Annotated in this window: 16 protein-coding genes; 12 read left to right on the top strand and 4 right to left on the bottom strand. The window is 68.7% G+C overall.

Annotated elements, in window-relative coordinates; translation table 11 throughout:
• The first annotated feature begins 188 nt into the window (after positions 1-188).
• From dnaA to ON759_RS07705, 11 genes are all read left to right on the top strand, one after another.
• Positions 189-1,526 (top strand): chromosomal replication initiator protein DnaA, encoded by a 1,338-nt coding sequence (dnaA, locus tag ON759_RS07755; protein ID WP_271679793.1) that lies wholly within the window; start codon positions 189-191, stop codon positions 1,524-1,526.
• A gap of 253 nt (positions 1,527-1,779) precedes the next feature.
• On the top strand, positions 1,780-2,880 hold the full coding sequence (gene dnaN / locus ON759_RS07750; protein ID WP_271679792.1) for a DNA polymerase III subunit beta: 1,101 nt from the start codon (positions 1,780-1,782) through the stop codon (positions 2,878-2,880).
• Between the two features lie 84 nt (positions 2,881-2,964).
• Entirely contained in the window at positions 2,965-4,071 is a 1,107-nt protein-coding gene (gene recF / locus ON759_RS07745) for a DNA replication/repair protein RecF (RefSeq protein ID WP_271679791.1), read from the top strand.
• A gap of 96 nt (positions 4,072-4,167) precedes the next feature.
• Complete coding sequence (gyrB, locus tag ON759_RS07740) at positions 4,168-6,624, top strand: DNA topoisomerase (ATP-hydrolyzing) subunit B (protein ID WP_271679790.1); 2,457 nt, start codon at positions 4,168-4,170, stop codon at positions 6,622-6,624.
• An 85-nt stretch (positions 6,625-6,709) separates the two neighbouring features.
• Positions 6,710-7,507, top strand: a complete 798-nt coding sequence (locus ON759_RS07735; RefSeq protein ID WP_271679789.1) for a M48 family metallopeptidase — start codon at positions 6,710-6,712, stop codon at positions 7,505-7,507.
• 111 nt (positions 7,508-7,618) lie between these two features.
• Positions 7,619-8,749: a tetratricopeptide repeat protein gene (locus ON759_RS07730; protein ID WP_271679788.1), complete on the top strand. Its 1,131-nt coding sequence runs from the start codon at positions 7,619-7,621 to the stop codon at positions 8,747-8,749.
• Between the two features lie 160 nt (positions 8,750-8,909).
• The gene (locus tag ON759_RS07725; protein ID WP_271679787.1) at positions 8,910-9,578 is read left to right on the top strand and encodes an energy transducer TonB; all 669 of its coding nucleotides are present in this window, start codon (positions 8,910-8,912) and stop codon (positions 9,576-9,578) included.
• An 81-nt stretch (positions 9,579-9,659) separates the two neighbouring features.
• The gene (locus ON759_RS07720; RefSeq protein ID WP_271679786.1) at positions 9,660-10,418 is read left to right on the top strand and encodes a MotA/TolQ/ExbB proton channel family protein; all 759 of its coding nucleotides are present in this window, start codon (positions 9,660-9,662) and stop codon (positions 10,416-10,418) included.
• A gap of 29 nt (positions 10,419-10,447) precedes the next feature.
• Entirely contained in the window at positions 10,448-10,876 is a 429-nt protein-coding gene (locus ON759_RS07715; protein ID WP_271679785.1) for an ExbD/TolR family protein, read from the top strand.
• Between the two features lie 12 nt (positions 10,877-10,888).
• Positions 10,889-11,302, top strand: a complete 414-nt coding sequence (locus ON759_RS07710; protein WP_271679784.1) for an ExbD/TolR family protein — start codon at positions 10,889-10,891, stop codon at positions 11,300-11,302.
• A gap of 151 nt (positions 11,303-11,453) precedes the next feature.
• On the top strand, positions 11,454-11,864 hold the full coding sequence (locus tag ON759_RS07705; protein ID WP_271679783.1) for an ExbD/TolR family protein: 411 nt from the start codon (positions 11,454-11,456) through the stop codon (positions 11,862-11,864).
• Here ON759_RS07705 and ON759_RS07700 read toward each other — a convergent pair.
• The 3 genes from ON759_RS07700 to cls all read right to left on the bottom strand — a co-directional run bounded on the left by ON759_RS07700 (position 11,854) and on the right by cls (position 14,382).
• Positions 11,854-12,621, bottom strand: a complete 768-nt coding sequence (locus ON759_RS07700; protein WP_271679782.1) for a pyridoxine 5'-phosphate synthase — start codon at positions 12,619-12,621, stop codon at positions 11,854-11,856. The genes ON759_RS07705 and ON759_RS07700 overlap by 11 nt on opposite strands.
• Complete coding sequence (locus ON759_RS07695; RefSeq protein ID WP_271679781.1) at positions 12,618-12,878, bottom strand: hypothetical protein; 261 nt, start codon at positions 12,876-12,878, stop codon at positions 12,618-12,620. The genes ON759_RS07700 and ON759_RS07695 overlap by 4 nt, the downstream gene beginning before the upstream one ends.
• A 61-nt stretch (positions 12,879-12,939) precedes the next feature.
• The gene (gene cls, locus ON759_RS07690; protein ID WP_271679780.1) at positions 12,940-14,382 is read right to left on the bottom strand and encodes a cardiolipin synthase; all 1,443 of its coding nucleotides are present in this window, start codon (positions 14,380-14,382) and stop codon (positions 12,940-12,942) included.
• 51 nt (positions 14,383-14,433) lie between these two features.
• On the opposite strand from cls, the gene ON759_RS07685 reads away from it, so the two are divergent.
• Positions 14,434-15,537, top strand: a complete 1,104-nt coding sequence (locus ON759_RS07685) for a PA0069 family radical SAM protein (protein WP_271679779.1) — start codon at positions 14,434-14,436, stop codon at positions 15,535-15,537.
• Between the two features lie 132 nt (positions 15,538-15,669).
• Here the strand turns inward: ON759_RS07685 and ON759_RS07680 are convergent, their stop codons facing one another.
• Complete coding sequence (locus ON759_RS07680; protein WP_271679778.1) at positions 15,670-16,536, bottom strand: pirin family protein; 867 nt, start codon at positions 16,534-16,536, stop codon at positions 15,670-15,672.
• Positions 16,537-16,543: the final 7 nt, after the last annotated feature.

Genomic DNA, 16,543 nt, shown 5'->3' with positions numbered 1-16,543 from the left:
GTTTTGGCGGAAAAGACTTGAAAGTCTAGCAGCCAATGCCTCTCGTCGCAAGGTATCCCCGCTGGCCCAAACCAGAGCGCGCTGGTGGATGGCCCGACTCGGGCCGCGGTGATACGCTGCCGCCCTCCCGAACTTATCCACAGGCGCCCTGCCCGGCGCCTGCCGGCGTCGACCCTGCCTTCGTGAACATGCCCGCCATCCCGGATCTCTGGCCGCTGTGCCTGCACCACCTCGAGGCCGAATTCCCCGCGGAAGACGTGCGCACCTGGCTCAAGCCATTGCAGCCTGACCAGCGCGGCGACGCCCTGGTGCTGTACGCCCCCAACGGCTTCGTGCGCGACGAGGTGCACAGCCGCTACCTGCCGCGCATCCGCGAGCTCGCCCGCCACTACGGCGAAGCCGGGGTCCTGCTGGACGTGGGCGCGGTGCGCCGCGCGGATCCGGCGCCGAACGCATCGCCGGCGGCCACCACCACGGCCGCCGGGCGCCCGCAAGAGCCATTCCACGGCAACCTGGATGGCCACTACACCTTCGACAACTTCGTCGAGGGGCGCAGCAACCAGCTCGGCCGCGCAGCGGCCTGGCAGGCGGCCCAGCGCCCGGGCGACCGCGCCCATAACCCCCTGCTGCTGTACGGCGGCACCGGGCTGGGCAAGACCCACTTGATGTTCGCCGCCGGCAACCTGATGCGCGCGCGCAACCCGGGCGCCAAGGTGCTCTACATGCGCTCCAACGAGTTCTACAACGCGTTCTTCCGCGCGCTGCAGGAGCGCACCGCCGACCAGTTCAAGCGCCAGTTCCAGGGCATCGACGCGCTGCTCATCGACGACATCCAGTTCTTCGCCGGGAAGGACCGCACCCAGGAGGAGTTCTTCCACACCTTCAACGCGCTGTTCGACGGCAAGCAGCAGATCATCCTGACCTGCGACCGTTACCCGCGCGAGGTCGAAGGCCTCGAACCGCGCCTGAAGTCCCGCCTGGGCTGGGGGTTGTCGGTGGCGATCGACCCGCCGGACTTCGAGACCCGCGCGCAGATCGTGCTGGCCAAGGCGCGCGAGCGCGGCGCCGAGGTCCCGCCCGAGGTCGCCCAGCTGATCGCCAAGAAGATGCGCAGCAACGTGCGCGAACTGGAAGGCGCGATCAACAAGCTGATCGCCGAGGCCGGCATGGCCGGGCGCCAGGTCACCCTGGCCTTCGCCCAGGAGAGCCTGCGCGACCTGCTGCGCGCGCAGCAACAGGCGATCAGCATCCCCAACATCCAGAAGGTCGTGGCAGACTACTACGGCCTGCAAATCAAGGATTTGTTGTCGAAACGGCGGACGCGCTCGTTGGCCCGCCCGCGCCAGGTTGCGATGGCGCTGGCCAAGGAACTGACCGAGCACAGCCTGCCCGAGATCGGCGATGCCTTCGCGGGCCGCGACCACACCACCGTGCTGCATGCCTGCCGGCAGGTCCGGCACCTCATGGAGACCGATGGCAAGCTGCACGAGGACTGGGAAAAGCTGATCCGGAAACTCAGTGAATGACGACGGGGCAACCTGTGGACAAGTCGGGGCGGGACCCCGGGGCGACGCGTTATCCACAGGCTGTCCCCCGCCGAGCGGGGCCATCATCCACCGGGTTTCTTTTCTGAAATATCGAATAAAAACAAGAGGTTGATGCAGTTATACCGGAAATTCGGCGCTACCAGCACCACCGCTTTCTGATTTATCTCTGCATCCTCAAGAGCATTGGACGCCCGCACGACGCGGGTCCCGGCATCGGAACATAGGGGTCGACATGCGGTTCTCCTTGCAACGCGAAGTCCTGTTGAAGCCACTGGCCCAGGTCGTCAACGTGGTCGAACGCCGGCAGACCCTGCCGGTCCTCGCCAACCTGCTGGCCAAGGTACGCGATGGCCAGCTGTCGCTGACCGGCACCGACCTCGAGGTCGAGATGGTGGCGCGCACGGCGGTCGACGACGCCCAGGATGGCGAAACCACGATCCCGGCCCGCAAGCTGTTCGAGATCGTCCGCGCCCTGCCCGATGGCAGCAAGGTCACGATCAGCCAGACCGGCGACAAGATCGCGGTGCAGGCCGGCCGCAGCCGCTTCAGCCTGGCCAGCCTGCCGGCGAACGACTTCCCCTCGGTCGACGAGGTCGAGGCGACCGAACAGGTCGACGTCCCCGAAAGCACGCTCAAGGAATTGATCGAACGCACCGCCTTCGCCATGGCCCAGCAGGACGTGCGCTACTACCTCAATGGCCTGTTGTTCGACCTGCGCGATGGCGCGCTGCGTTGCGTGGCCACCGACGGCCACCGCCTGGCGCTGTGCGAAGCCAGCCTCGAGGGCGGCGGCGGCAACAAGCGCCAGATCATCGTGCCGCGCAAGGGCGTACAGGAATTGCAGCGCCTGCTTGAAGGCGGCGATCGCACGTTGGGACTGGAACTCGGCAAGGGCCACATCCGGGTCAAGCGCGACGATGTGACCTTCACCAGCAAGCTGATCGACGGCAAGTTCCCCGATTACGAGGCGGTGATCCCGATCGGCGCGGACAAGGACGTGCGGGTCGATCGCGAGGTCCTGCGGGCTGCGCTGCAGCGGGCGTCGATCCTGTCCAACGAGAAGTACCGCGGCGTGCGCGTCGAAGTCTCGCCGGGCCAACTCCGGATCAGCGCCCACAACCCGGAGCAGGAAGAAGCCCAGGAAGAGATCGAGGCCGACACCCGGGTCGACGGGCTTGCGATCGGCTTCAACGTGAACTACCTGCTGGATGCGCTCGGCGCGCTGCGCGACGAGCAGGTCGTCATCCAGCTCCGCGACGCCAATTCATCTGCACTGGTGCGCGGCGCGGATACCGGCCATGCGCGGCACGTGGTCATGCCGCTGCGTCTCTGACGCATTCGTGTTCCACGTGGAACCGGCAACACGACGCCCGGCTGGTCCGGGCGTCGTCGTTTCCTGCCCTGTGAGCCCCGCCTGATGCAGATCCAGCACGTGCGCCTGCGCGATGTGCGCCGCTTCGAGGCCGTGGATTTCCATCCTCGGCCCGGGTTCAACCTCGTGACCGGGGCCAACGGGAGCGGCAAGACCAGCCTGCTCGAAGCGATCCACTTGCTCGCCCATGCGCGCAGTTTCCGCGGCCGCGTGCGCGATGGCCTCATCCGCCAAGGCCAACCATCGCTGGACGTGTTCGCCGAATGGCGGGACCGCACCGATACCCCGCATCGGGCCGGGCTGAGGCATGCCGGCGGCGATTGGGAGGCGCGCCTGGATGGCGCCCCAGTCTCCCATCTTGGCCAGCTCTGCGAGGCCATGGCCGTGGTGACGTTCGAACCGGGCAGCCATGCACTCATCGATGGAAACAGCGAGCAGCGTCGGCGCTTCCTCGACTGGGGCTTGTTCCACGTGGAACGTCACTTGGGCGATGACGGATTCCTTGCCCTGTGGCGCCGTCACGCGCGGGCGCACAAGCAGCGCAACGCCTTGCTGCGGCAGCAGGCCGATGGTGCACAGCTGGATGCCTGGGAGCATGAATTGGCGCAGGCCGGCGAGGCCCTGACCCGGTGCCGGGAGCGTTATGTCGTCCAGCTTGCGCCCTATGTCGAGGCTGGCATGGCCGAATTGCTGCCATCGGCCGGCGGGGCCGCCATTGCACTACAGCCGGGCTGGCGCCGGCAGGAACTGCCGCTCGCGGATGCGCTGCTGCTGTCCCGCGACCGCGACCGCCTGCTTGGGCATACCAGCCTGGGACCGCACCGGGCCGACCTGAAGCTGGTGCTGGAGGCGCTGCCGGGCCGCGATGGTCTCTCGCGTGGGCAGGCGAAGCTGGCGGCGCTGGCCCTGCTGCTGGCGCAGGCGCGGCATCTGGCCGACGTGGAGGGCCATTGGCCACTCCTGCAACTGGATGATCTTGCGTCCGAGCTGGATCGCGACCACCAGGCTGGGGTACTGCGTGCGCTAGCGGGGAGTGGGGCGCAAGTGATCGTGACCGGCACCGAAGCGCCGCCCGGTTTGGCGATGCTGGACATGACGGTGTCGAGGTTCCACGTGGAACAGGGGCGTGTCACGCTCGCCGACGCGGCCTGAGCGGCGGGGCCCAAGGTCGGGTTGCTATACTGCCGATCCCTATAGCTAATGTGTCGAGGCGCGCTGCAAGCCGCGCCACGGGAGCCTGAGCCGTTGATGTCGCAGCATGAGCACACCCCGGGCGACGCGCCCGCCGTCCCGTCCGGAACCTACGATTCCAGCAAGATCACCGTGCTGCGCGGCCTGGAGGCCGTGCGCAAGCGTCCCGGCATGTACATCGGCGACGTCCATGACGGCACCGGCCTGCACCACATGGTGTTCGAGGTGGTCGACAACTCGGTCGACGAGGCGCTCGCCGGCCACGCCGACGACATCGTGGTCACCATCCACGAAGACGGGTCGGTGTCGGTGTCGGACAACGGGCGCGGCATCCCGGTCGACATCCACAAGGAAGAGGGTGTCTCCGCGGCCGAGGTGATCCTCACCGTGCTGCACGCCGGCGGCAAGTTCGACGACAACAGCTACAAGGTCTCCGGCGGACTGCATGGCGTGGGTGTCTCCGTGGTCAATGCGCTGTCCAGCAAGCTGACCCTGGACATCTGGCGCGATGGCGGCCACCACCAGCAGGAATACGCGCTCGGCGAGCCGGTCTACCCGCTCAAGCGCCTTGGCGACCAGGGTGGACGACGCGGCACCACGTTGCGGTTCTGGCCGGCCGCCGAAATCTTCACCGACGTCGAGTTCCACTACGACATCCTGGCCCGGCGCCTGCGCGAGCTGAGCTTCCTCAACTCCGGGGTCAAGATCACCCTCGTCGACGAGCGCGGCGAAGGGCGCCGTGACGTGTTCCAGTACGAAGGCGGCATCCGCAGCTTCGTGGAACACCTGGCCCAGCTGAAGACCCCGCTGCATCCCAACGTGATCTCGGTCAGCGGCGAGCAGAACGGCATCACCGTGGACGTTGCCCTGCAATGGACCGACGCCTACCAAGAAGCGATGTTCTGCTTCACCAACAACATCCCGCAGAAGGATGGCGGCACCCACCTGCAAGGCTTCCGTTCGGCGTTGACCCGCACGCTCACGAACTACATCGAGCAGAGCGGCATCGCCAAGCAAGCCAAGGTCGCCCTGTCGGGCGACGACATGCGCGAGGGCATGATCGCCGTGCTGTCGGTCAAGGTGCCGGATCCGAGCTTCTCCAGCCAGACCAAGGAGAAACTTGTCTCATCGGATGTGCGACCTGTCGTTGACAGCACGTTCGCTGCACGTTTGGAGGAGTTCCTGCAGGAACACCCCAATGAGGCGCGTGCGATCGCCGGCAAGATCGTGGATGCCGCGCGCGCCCGCGAGGCCGCGCGCAAGGCCCGCGACCTGACCCGCCGCAAGGGTGCGCTCGACATCGCCGGCCTGCCGGGCAAGCTGGCCGATTGCCAGGAGAAGGATCCGGCGCTGTCCGAACTGTTCATCGTCGAGGGCGACTCGGCCGGCGGCTCCGCCAAGCAGGGCCGCAACCGCAAGACCCAGGCGATCCTGCCGCTGAAGGGCAAGATCCTGAACGTCGAACGCGCGCGCTTCGACCGCATGCTGGCCAGCGCGGAGGTCGGCACCCTGATCACCGCGCTCGGCACCGGCATCGGCAAAGACGAGTACAACCCGGACAAGCTGCGCTACCACCGCATCATCCTGATGACTGACGCCGACGTCGACGGCAGCCACATCCGCACCTTGCTGCTGACCTTCTTCTACCGGCAGATGCCGGAGCTGATCGAGCGCGGCCACATCTACATCGGCCTGCCGCCGCTGTACAAGATCAAGCAGGGCAAGAACGAGCTCTACCTGAAGGACGATGCCGCGCTGGATGCGTATTTGGCCGGCAACGCGGTGGAAGGCGCGCAGCTGGTGCCGGCCGCCGGCGAGCCGCCGATCGACGGGGCCGCGCTGGAATCGCTGCTGCTGGCTTACGCGAAGGCGCGCGAGGCGATCGCCCGCAATGCGCACCGCTACGACCCGCAGGTCCTCGAGGCGCTGATCGACTTCACCCCGCTGGATGCCGGAAGCCTGGCGCAGGGCATCGACGCCGGCGAACTGGCGGCGCTGGCATCCCGGCTCAACCGCAGTGGCCTGGGCAAGCCGCGTTACACGCTCAGCCTGCAACCGACGTCCGAACAGCGCCCGGCAGCGCTGCTGGTGACCCGCCTGCACATGGGCGAATCGCTGACCCAGGTGCTGCCGCTCTCGGCGTTCGAGCATGGCGAACTCAAGCCGTTGCGCGAAGCCGCGGCGGCGCTGCATGGCCTGATCCACGAGGGTGCACAGATCCAGCGCGGCACCCGCGCGCAAGCCATCGCCAGCTTCGCCGAGGCGCAGGCCTGGTTGCTGGAGGAAGCCAAGAAGGGTCGCCAGATCCAGCGCTTCAAGGGCCTCGGCGAAATGAACCCCGAGCAGCTCTGGGACACCACGGTGAACCCGGAGACCAGGCGCCTGCTGCAGGTCAGGATCGAGGACGCGGTCGCCGCCGACGCCATCTTCAGCACGCTGATGGGCGACGTGGTGGAGCCGCGCCGCGAGTTCATCGAGGACAACGCGTTGAAGGTGGCCAACCTCGACGTGTGAGCCATCAAGGGCGCGTCGCATTGACGCGCCCTTGAGCCGCGGGACGCTACAACGCGGGCACTCCCACGACCACCGGATCCCGCCGATGCCCCGCGCCCGCCTCCTTGCCGTCCTGCTGGCGGCCTCCCTCGTCGGCGCCTGCGCCACCACCACGTCGCCCACCGGCCGCACCCAGTACGTCGGCGCGGTTTCGCAGGCCCAGCTCGACCAGCTGGGGGCGAAGGCCTTCGCCGAACAGAAGGCGACCAAGCCGCAGGCCAGCGATGCCGCGCAACGCCGCTACGTCGCCTGCGTGACCGACTCGATCGCGGCTGGACTGCCTGCGCAATGGCGCACCTATCGCTGGGAGTCGGCGCTGTTCGTCGACGAGGAACCGAACGCCTTCGCGCTTCCGGGGGGGAAGGTCGGGGTGTATTCGGGCATCTTCCGGGTGGCCCGTGACCAGGATCAGTTGGCGGCGGTGATCGCCCACGAAATCGGCCACGTCGTGGCCCGCCACCACGACGAGCGGATCACCCGCCAGGTGGGCGCGGCGGGCGCTGTGCAGCTGCTCGGGGCCTTGGCCGGCGATTACGGGCAGGTGGCCGCCCAAGGCGGTTCGATCCTGGCCCAGGCCGGCTTCCTGCTGCCGAATTCGCGCGCGCAGGAGACCGAGGCGGACGTGGTCGGCCAGCAGCTCATGGCGGAGGCGGGATACGACCCGCGCGGCGCCGTGGTGCTGTGGCGCAACATGGCGGAGCTGGGCGGCGCACGCCCCCCGCGCTGGCTATCCACCCATCCCGAGCCTGCCTCGCGCCTGCGCGAGCTCGATGCCCGCGCGGCCAGCCTGGTGCCCGTCATGGAGCAGGCACGGCGTGCGGGCCGCATGCCGCGTTGCCGCTGACTTAACGGCGGGGACGGACAGAATGCCGGCACGGTCGAATCGGCGTACTTTCTGCTAGGGTGCGTCCCCTCGCCGGCTGTTGGCGGCAATAGTCCACATTCGAGGTGTTGCATGAACAAGTCGATCCGTCGTCCCCTCGTCGCGGCGCTCTGCGGTGCGCTCGGGTTGATGGTCCTCGCGCCGTCGGCCAATGCCCAACAGCAGTCCGGCACCACCAGCATGCGCGAGCAGCGCGCGAAGCGGATGGCGGAACTTGGCAAGACCAAGGATGCCGAGCAGAAGACCGAGGAAGCTGCGGCGCTGTACCCGAACGCGACCCGTGTGCAGCCCGAGGCCAAGGCGAACCCGAAGATCGTCAAGCAACTGCAGGAGATGCAGGAGCTGTTCGAGAAGCAGGAGAACGACAAGGTCATCGCCAAGGCCGAGGCGATCGTCGCGATGCCGTCGGCCGGCGCGTACGAGAAGTCCTTCGCCTACTCGCTCGCCGGCAACGCCGCGGCCGACAAGGACGACCAGGCGGCTGCCGCCGGCTACTTCGCCAAGTCGGTGGAAGCCAACGGCCTCGACAACAACAGCCACTTCTCCACCATGTACAACCTGGCGGTGATCCAGTTCGGCGAAGAGAAGTACGCCGACGCGCTTGCCACCATGGATCGCTTTCTGGCTGAGACCAAGTCGACCAAGCCTGAGCACGCGGCGTTCCGCGCCGGCATCCTCGCCAACATGGGGCGCCATGACGAGGCGGCGACGGCTTACAAGAAACTCGTCGCCGACAACCCCGCCGACAAGCGCCTGCTGATGAATGCCGTTGCCGCGCTGCAGAACGCCGACAAGTTCGCAGAAGGCAACGTCCTGCTGGAGGACGCCTACAAGCGCGGCATGCTGACAGAGCCGCGCGAGCTGCGCGCCCTGTACGTGGGCTACATGAACGCCTCGCGCTGGGATGAGGCGCAGAAGGTCATGGACGACGGCGCGGCGAAGGGCATCCTGCAGGCGGGGCCGGAGCTGGCCAAGGACTACATGGTGCTGGCCCAGAACGCCTACGTGGACGACAAGATCCCGCAGGCGATCGTGCTGTACGGCAAGGCAGCGCCGATGGCGGCCGACGGCGAGGCCTACCTCAACCTGGCCAAGGTGCTGGAATACGCCGGCAAGAAGAGCGACGCGAAGGCCGCCGCGCAGAAGGCGATCGACAAGGGGATCAAGAAGCCTGAGGAAGCGAAGGCGATCCTCGCGCGTTGAGACCCGGTTCGCGAAAAGGCCCGCGCGACCGGGTTTCCGGGAAGACTAGTTGGAAGAGTCGCAGGGGATTGTATAGACTACGTGGTTCCTGCGCCCGCCCGGTCGCAGGATGATGTCCCGGCGCGAGGCGCCAGGGGCCACCCTCACCAGAGCCGTGCGCATGACGCAAGATCTCGCCAACCCCGAGAACAACGACAACCGCGAAGGCGGTTTGAGCTGGCCGCGCATCGCCGGCATCAGTTTTGCCCTTGCCCTGCATGCCGCGGCCCTGCTGCTGCTGCTGGCGCCGATTTCGCCGCCGGCGCAGGATGCCGATGAGGAGGACGTGGTGAACGTCACCTTCATCGAGCCGCCGCCGCCGCCGCCGCCGCCCCCGCCGCCGCCGCCGCCGACGGACAAGCCGCCGCCGCCGATCAAGACCCTGGCGCCGCCGACCAAGGCGCCCGTGTTGCCGCCGCCGGAAGATCCGCCGGTGGTGCTCGACACCCCACGTGCGGTCGACGTGCAGGCGCCGCCACCGTCGCCGCCGGCACCGCCTGCCGCGGTCTCTGACATGAGTTCCGGCGTGGATCCGTCTTCGCGCGCCATGAATCCGCCGAAGTATCCGCCGGAAGAGCAGCGCCGTGGCATCCAGGGCACAACGGTGCTGGTCGTCAGCATCGACGCCAGTGGTGGCGTGCTCGACGTCGAAGTGGAGAAGTCGAGCGGCAACCGCAACCTCGACCGCGCCGCGGTTCAGGCCGCCCGTCGCTGGCGTTTCAACCCGGAAGTCCGCAATGGCCAGAAGGTGGCCAGCCGCGTGCGCGTCCCGGTCGAATTCAAGATGTAACGTCGATCCTGCGTTCCACCCGCTCCCGCCGTACCCGTAGTTCCTTTGTAAACCCCATCCACGACATCCAAAGGTAAGCGTATGTTGCAAGAAACGACTGCTGCCGCACCTGCCGCCGCCGGAGGCAACAACGCCGCCGCGCTGCAGCAGATGGGCTTCGACCATCTGATCCAGAACTTCGACGTGGTCGGCTGGGCCGTGTTCATCACCCTGTCGATCATGTCGGTGATGTCCTGGTACTGGATCATCATCAACTTCATCAAGAACAGCCGCCTGCGCGGCCGCGCCGACAAGGTCGTCGGCACGTTCTGGGAAACCCCGAACGCGCAGGATGCGATCCGCTTCATGGAAGAGCAGCCGGCCTCCGAGCCGTTCTCGAAGATCGCGCTCGATGCCGCCCAGGCCGCCGCGCACCACCAGCGCCATGACGGTTCGCGCCTGGCCGAGTCGCTGAACCGCTCGGAGTTCGTCGACCGCGCCCTGCGCCAGGCCGTGACCCGCGAGTCCTCGCGCCTGGAGAACGGCCTGACCGTGCTGGCGACCACCGGTTCGACCGCGCCGTTCGTCGGCCTGCTCGGCACCGTGTGGGGCATCTACCACGCGCTGATCAAGATCGGTTCGTCGGGCGACGCCTCGATCTCCGCGGTGGCCGGCCCGGTGGGCGAGGCGCTGATTATGACCGCGATCGGCCTGTTCGTGGCCATCCCGGCGGTGCTCGCGTACAACTTCTTCGTCCGCCTGAACCGCGTCACCAACAACCAGTTCGACACCTTCGCGCACGACCTGCACGACTTCTTCGCCACCGGCGCTCGCGTCGGCGAAGTGGCCGGCAAGCGCTGATCGAACGACTCGTCTGACGGAGCAACCCCATGGCCTTCAGTTCCGGTAACGACAGCGGCGGCCCGATGGCCGAGATCAACGTCACGCCCCTCGTGGACGTGATGTTGGTGCTGCTGATCATCTTCATGATCACCACCCCGCTGATGAACCATAAGGTCAAGGTGAAGCTGCCCGAGGTGGTCGTCGAGAAGAAGGACGATGAGAGGCAGAAGATCCCGCCGATCACCATCTCGGTGACCGAAGCGGGCGCGCTCTTCCTCAACGACGAGCCGACCACCAAGCAGGCGATCGAAAGCCGCCTGTCGGTCGAGGCGCAGAAGGTGCCGCAGCCGCCGGTGCAGATCCGTGGCGACAAGACCACGCCGTACCGGATGGTGAGCGACATCGTGAAGGTCGCCCAGCAGCAGGGCATCGCCAAGGTCGGCTTCATCACCACCCCGCCGAAGAAAGGCCAGTAAGGAGGATCCGCCATGGCGTTTTCGAGCAATTCCGGCGGCGGTGCGATGGCCGACATCAACGTCACGCCGCTGGTCGACGTGATGCTGGTGCTGCTGATCATCTTCATGGTGACCATGCCGATCCAGTCGGTGCCGGTCGATGTCGACCTGCCGCAGAAGACGGACAAGCCGCCGGAGAATCCGAAGGAGCCGCCGGAACCGATCAGCCTGCGCATCGACGGCTCCGGCCAGGTGTTCTGGAACGACAGCCCGACCCCGGTTTCTGCGCTGCAGAAGATGATGGAAACCGAAGTCGAGCGCGATCCGACCAACCAGCCCGAGCTGCAGATCGACACCAACGACAATGCCGAGTACGGCGTGCTGGCCAAGGTCTTGGCCGCCGCCAAGAACGCGCAGATGGTGAAGATCGGTTTCGTCCAGAACTGAACCAGACTTTCATAGGCTCCGGCTTCCGGAGCACGTCGTGGATGACGGCGCCGCCCCGCAACGGGCGGCGCTTTTTTCTTGCGCGCTTGACGCGCCAAGCGGACGGGCGCAGCGTGGAGGCGGGCATCCCGCCCCTGGAAGGAGGTTCACGATGGCCGCTTCCGCATTCCCGTCGCCGCGTGCCGTGCCGGCCGCGATCGCCGGCATCAACATCACCCCCCTCGTCGACGTGATGCTGGTCCTGCTGGTGATCTTCATGGTCACCATGCCGATCCGCAGCGAGGTGCTGGCGCTCGATATCCCGCAGGTCGGGCCACCGCAACCGCCGACGCCGAGGCCCGAGCCGGTGCGGCTCGACGTGCTGGCCGACGGCGGCGTCATGCTCGACGGGGTGCGCCTGGAGCTCGCGGTGCTGCCCGCCGAGCTGCGCGCCCAGCATTCCCAGGCGCTGACCGCCACCGTCTCGTTGCACAGCAGCGAGGCCGCCGAGTACCGCGTCTTCGCGCTGGCGCTGGCCGCGGCGCGCGCCGCCGGATACCGCGAGATCGCGATCAGGCGGTAGCGCAGGTCCCGTCCACGATGCGGCGGTACGCACGGACCGTCGCGTCGAGGCCGGCATACAGGGATTCGCCGATCAGCGCGTGGCCGATCGAGACCTCGCGCACGTCGGGGACATGGGCCAGGAAGGTGGCGAGGTTGGCCTGGCTCAGGTCATGGCCGGCATTCACCGCCACGCCGGCGGCCTGCGCGCGGCGCGCCGTGTCCGCGGCGGCTGCCAGTGCGGCCCGGGCATCGCCGGCGGCGAAGGCCTCGGCATAGGGGCCGGTGTAGAGCTCGACCCGATCGGCGCCGCAATCGGCGGCGCGTGCCACGGCGGGATCGCCGACATCCACGAACAGGCTGACCCGCGCGCCGAGCGCCTTGTACGCGGCGACCAGCGGACGCAGGCCGGCGGCATCACGCGCGAAATCGAAGCCGTGGTCCGAGGTCAACTGGCCGTCGCCATCGGGGACGAAGGTGACCTGCGCGGGCCGGGCGGCTTCGCACAACGCCAGCAGGCCGGGATAGCCGGGGCGGGGCGGGGCGAACGGGTTGCCCTCGATGTTGTATTCGACGCCGCGCGCGCGGCAGAGCGAGGCGAGCGCCAGCACGTCGTCGGCCCGGATGTGGCGCGCATCGGGGCGCGGATGCACGGTCAGGCCATGGGCACCGGCGTCGAGGCAGGCGGTTCCGGCGCGCACGACATCGGGCTCGTCGCCGCCGCGCGAGTTGCGCAGGACCGCGATCTTGTTGAGGTTGACGCTGAGCGCGGTGCTCAAGGCGCGGGCGGTTCGGTGTCGCGGGCGGCCGCCTTGCGCGCTTCGGCCTGCTCGCGCAGGCGGCGGAGTTCGGCGGGATCGATCATGCTCGACGGGTCCCGGCTGCCGCCCGCCATCCGCGCCGAGTACAGGCCGGCGAGCCATAGGATCCAGAGGCCGAGTGCAGCCAGCATGCCAAGCACCATCAGGATGCTCGACGTGGTCTTGACCGCGAACGCCAATGCAGCGAAGCCGAGCAGGAGGAACAGCCAGTGCATGCGCGGGTTCCGGCAGGGAGAAGCGCGCAGTGTACGCCGCGCCGCCGCGCCTGCGCAGCGCTCAGAGCAGGGGCGAGAGCAGGCGGGCGAAGGCCTCGGGCAGGCGCGCGCGCCATAGCGGGCGCGCCCGGTCCACCCGTACCCGCGGGGCGTTGGCGAATTCGCCCTCGATGAGTTTGGCCAGCGCGGTCGCAAGCCCCGCATCGCGCAAGAGCACGCTCACCTCGAAGTTGAGGCGGAAACTGCGGTGGTCGAAGTTGGCGCTGCCGACCATCGCGAGGTCGTCGTCGACCAGCAGGGCCTTGGTGTGCAGCATGCGCGGGCCGTATTCGTAGACCTTGACCCCCGCCGCCAACAGGGTGTCGAAATAGGAGCGCGCGGCCAGCGTCACCAGCCGGCTGTCGCTCTGGCGCGGCACCAGCAGGCGCACGTCGAGCCCGCCGAAGGCGGCGGACGTCAGCGCCATCATCGCCGCCTCGCCGGGCACGAAGTAGGGCGTGACCAGCCAGACCCGATGGCGCGCCGCGTGGATCGCGGCGACATGCAACCGGTGGATCGCTTCCCAATCCGAATCCGGGCCGGAGGTGAGCACCTGCGCGTGGATCGGGTCCTCGCTGGCCGCGATCTCGCTGCGCGGCAGGCTGGCCAGCACGCTGCGGTCGTCGGTGGCGTAGGCCCAATCCTCGACGAACACCAGCTGCAGGATGGCGACGACCTCACCCTCGAGGCGCAGGTGCAGGTCGCGATAGGCATCGGCGCGCAGCCGGTCGTTCTCCTCGTCGGTGATGTTGATGCCGCCGGCGAAGCCGACCCGGCCATCCACCACCACGATCTTGCGGTGCGTGCGCAGGTTCATCCACGAGCGTTCCCACACGCGCCCGAAGCGGATCGGGTGGAACCACGCGAGTTCGCCGCCGGCCTCCAGCAGCGGGGCGAAGAAGCGCTGCGGCGCCTTGCTGCTGCCGACCGCGTCCAGCAGCAGGCGCACCTTCACCCCGGCGCGGGCGCGCTCGACCAGGGCATCGCGCAAGGCGGTGCCGCTCTGGTCCGGGTGGTAGATGTAGTACTCGAGGTGGACATGGTCGCGGGCGCCGCGCACCGCCTCCAGCAGGGCTTCGTAGGTCGCCGCTCCATCCACCAGCAGGTCGATGCGGCGCGCGGTGCTCGGCGGCAGGCCGGTGGTGGCCTTGCCCAGCCGTGCCAGCTCGCGGGCATCGGGGTCGTCCAGCGTCGGCACCTCCCCCGCCTGCACCCGCGCACGCGCGCGGCGCAGCCGGTGGCGCCGGATCCGCAGCGGGCCGAACAGCTGGTAGACCACCAGGCCGACATAGGGCAGCGCGGCCAGCCCCAGCAGCCAGCTGAGCGTGGCCACCGGCTCGCGCTTCTGCAGCACGATCCACACGCCCAGCCCGACCAGGTAGGCGATCCAGCCCAGCGACAGGTACAGGCGGATGTGCGGGATCGCCCACAGGGCGTCCCAGGCCTGGTGCACCAGGTCGATCATCGGGGCTCCGTCGTCGCGGCCGTTGCGACCGCCACAGGGTAGGGTGCGCGAATGGAAATGTCGCGTGACGAGGACGCCCGCCAGGCCACCGCGCCGATCCGCGGGCGCGGGGCGGCGTCGCGGGTGGCCGGCCGTTTCGAGCGGCGCGAGTTGCGGGGCGAGGACGACGGCTGGGGATCGGTCTACGCCGACCTCGAAGGCGTGCCGAAGCCGGCGACGACGGTCGCCGAGGAACGCGCGCGCAGCATCATCAGCCGCAACCGCTCGCCGGACATCGCGTTCTCGCAGTCGGTGAACCCGTACCGCGGCTGCGAGCACGGCTGCGTCTACTGCTTCGCGCGGCCCTCGCACGCCTACCTCGACCTCTCGCCCGGGCTGGATTTCGAGACCCGCCTGTTCGCCAAAACGAATGCGGCGGACTTGCTGCGCACCGAGCTGGCCAAGCCGGGCTACGTCCCCGCCCCGATCGCACTGGGCATCAACACCGACGGCTGGCAGCCGATCGAGCGCGAACGCGGGATCAGCCGCGCCTGCCTCGAGGTGCTGCTGGAGGCGCGGCATCCGGTGTCCATCGTCACCAAGGGCAGCGCGATCACCCGCGACCTCGACCTGCTGGCGGCCCTCGCCCGCCAGGGCCTGGCCAGCGTGTTCGTGTCGGTGACCAGCCTCGACAACGCCTTGTCGTCGAAACTGGAACCGCGCGCGGCGGCCCCGCACACCCGCCTGAAGATGATCGCCGCGCTACGCGAGGCGGGCGTGCCCGTCGGGGTGCTGGTGGCGCCGGTGATCCCGATGGTCACCGACGCCGACCTCGAGCGCATCCTGGAAGCGGCGCGGGACGCGGGTGCGCAGACGGCCGGTTACGTGATGCTGCGGCTGCCGTACGAGCTCAAGGACATCTGGCGCGAATGGCTGCAGCTGCACGTGCCGGCGCGCGCGGCCCACGTGATGAGCCTGGTCCGGCAGATGCGCGGCGGCAAGGACTACGACAGCCGGTTCGGGACCCGCCAGCGCGGCGAAGGCCCGTTCGCCGACCTGGTGGCGATGCGTTTCGCCAAGACCCGCAAGCGGCTGGGCTTCGAAGGCCTGCCGGCGTTGCGCACGGATATGTTCCTGCCGCCGCGCATCCCGACGCCGCAGGGCGAGCTGTTCTGAATCGTCGCAGCGCCGGGCGGGGCGGGCCGGCATGGCCCGCCGCTCAGGCTCCGCATCCGGCTTCGATTCGCGGACGCAGGCCATCCATGGCCTGCTCGGTGCATGCCGGCCCGTCCCGCCCGGCCCGGAAACTCAACGCGCGGGCAGCGGGATCCGCTCGACGTCGTCGCCGGGAATCAGCCCGAACGCGCCGGCCTCCCAGTCGCGCTTGGCTTGTTCGATCCGCTCCTGCGACGACGACACGAAGTTCCACCACATATGCCGCGGCGCATCCAGCGGCTCGCCACCGAACAGCATCGCCTTGAGCGGGGTCTTCGCCCGCAGCACGTGGCGCGCGCCGCGGTCGAGCAGGACCAGGTGCTTGGCGGGGAGGTCGGTCCCGTCGAGCTGGGCCTCGCCCTCCAGCACGTAGAGCGCGCGTTCCGGCGCCTCGGGATCGATCGCCAGTTCGGCATCGGGCAGCAGGTCCAGCGCGGCGTTGAAGGTATCGGCGAACACCCGCACCGGCGATTCCATCCCGAAGCCGCGCCCGGCCACCACCCGCAGGTGCGCGCCGGCATGCCGGCGTTCCGGAAGGGTGGCCGCGGGGTGGTGGTGGAAGGACGGCGCAGTCTCCTCGTGGCTGCGCGGCAGCGCCACCCAGGTCTGCATCCCGTGCAGCGCATGCCCGTCGGCGCGGGGGTCGGGCGGGGTGCGTTCGGAATGGGCGATGCCGCGGCCGGCGGTCATCCAGTTCACGTCGCCGGGCAGGATGTCCTGCAGGCTGCCCAGGGTGTCGCGATGGCGAATCGCGCCGGCCCACAGGTAGGTCACGGTGGCCAGCCCGATGTGCGGATGCGGGCGCACGTCGATGCCGAGGCCGGGCTCGAACAGCGCCGGCCCCATGTGGTCGACGAACACGAACGGGCCGACGCTGCGCGCCTGCAGGGTGGGCACGGCGCGGCGCACTTCGAAGCCGCCGCCGAGGTCGTGGGTGCGCGGGGTCACCAGCTGGGTCATGGGTCGG

Source organism: Thermomonas mangrovi (assembly GCF_028201335.1).
GTDB lineage: Bacteria > Pseudomonadota > Gammaproteobacteria > Xanthomonadales > Xanthomonadaceae > Thermomonas > Thermomonas mangrovi.
This window is presented reverse-complemented; position numbering and strand designations above follow the sequence as displayed.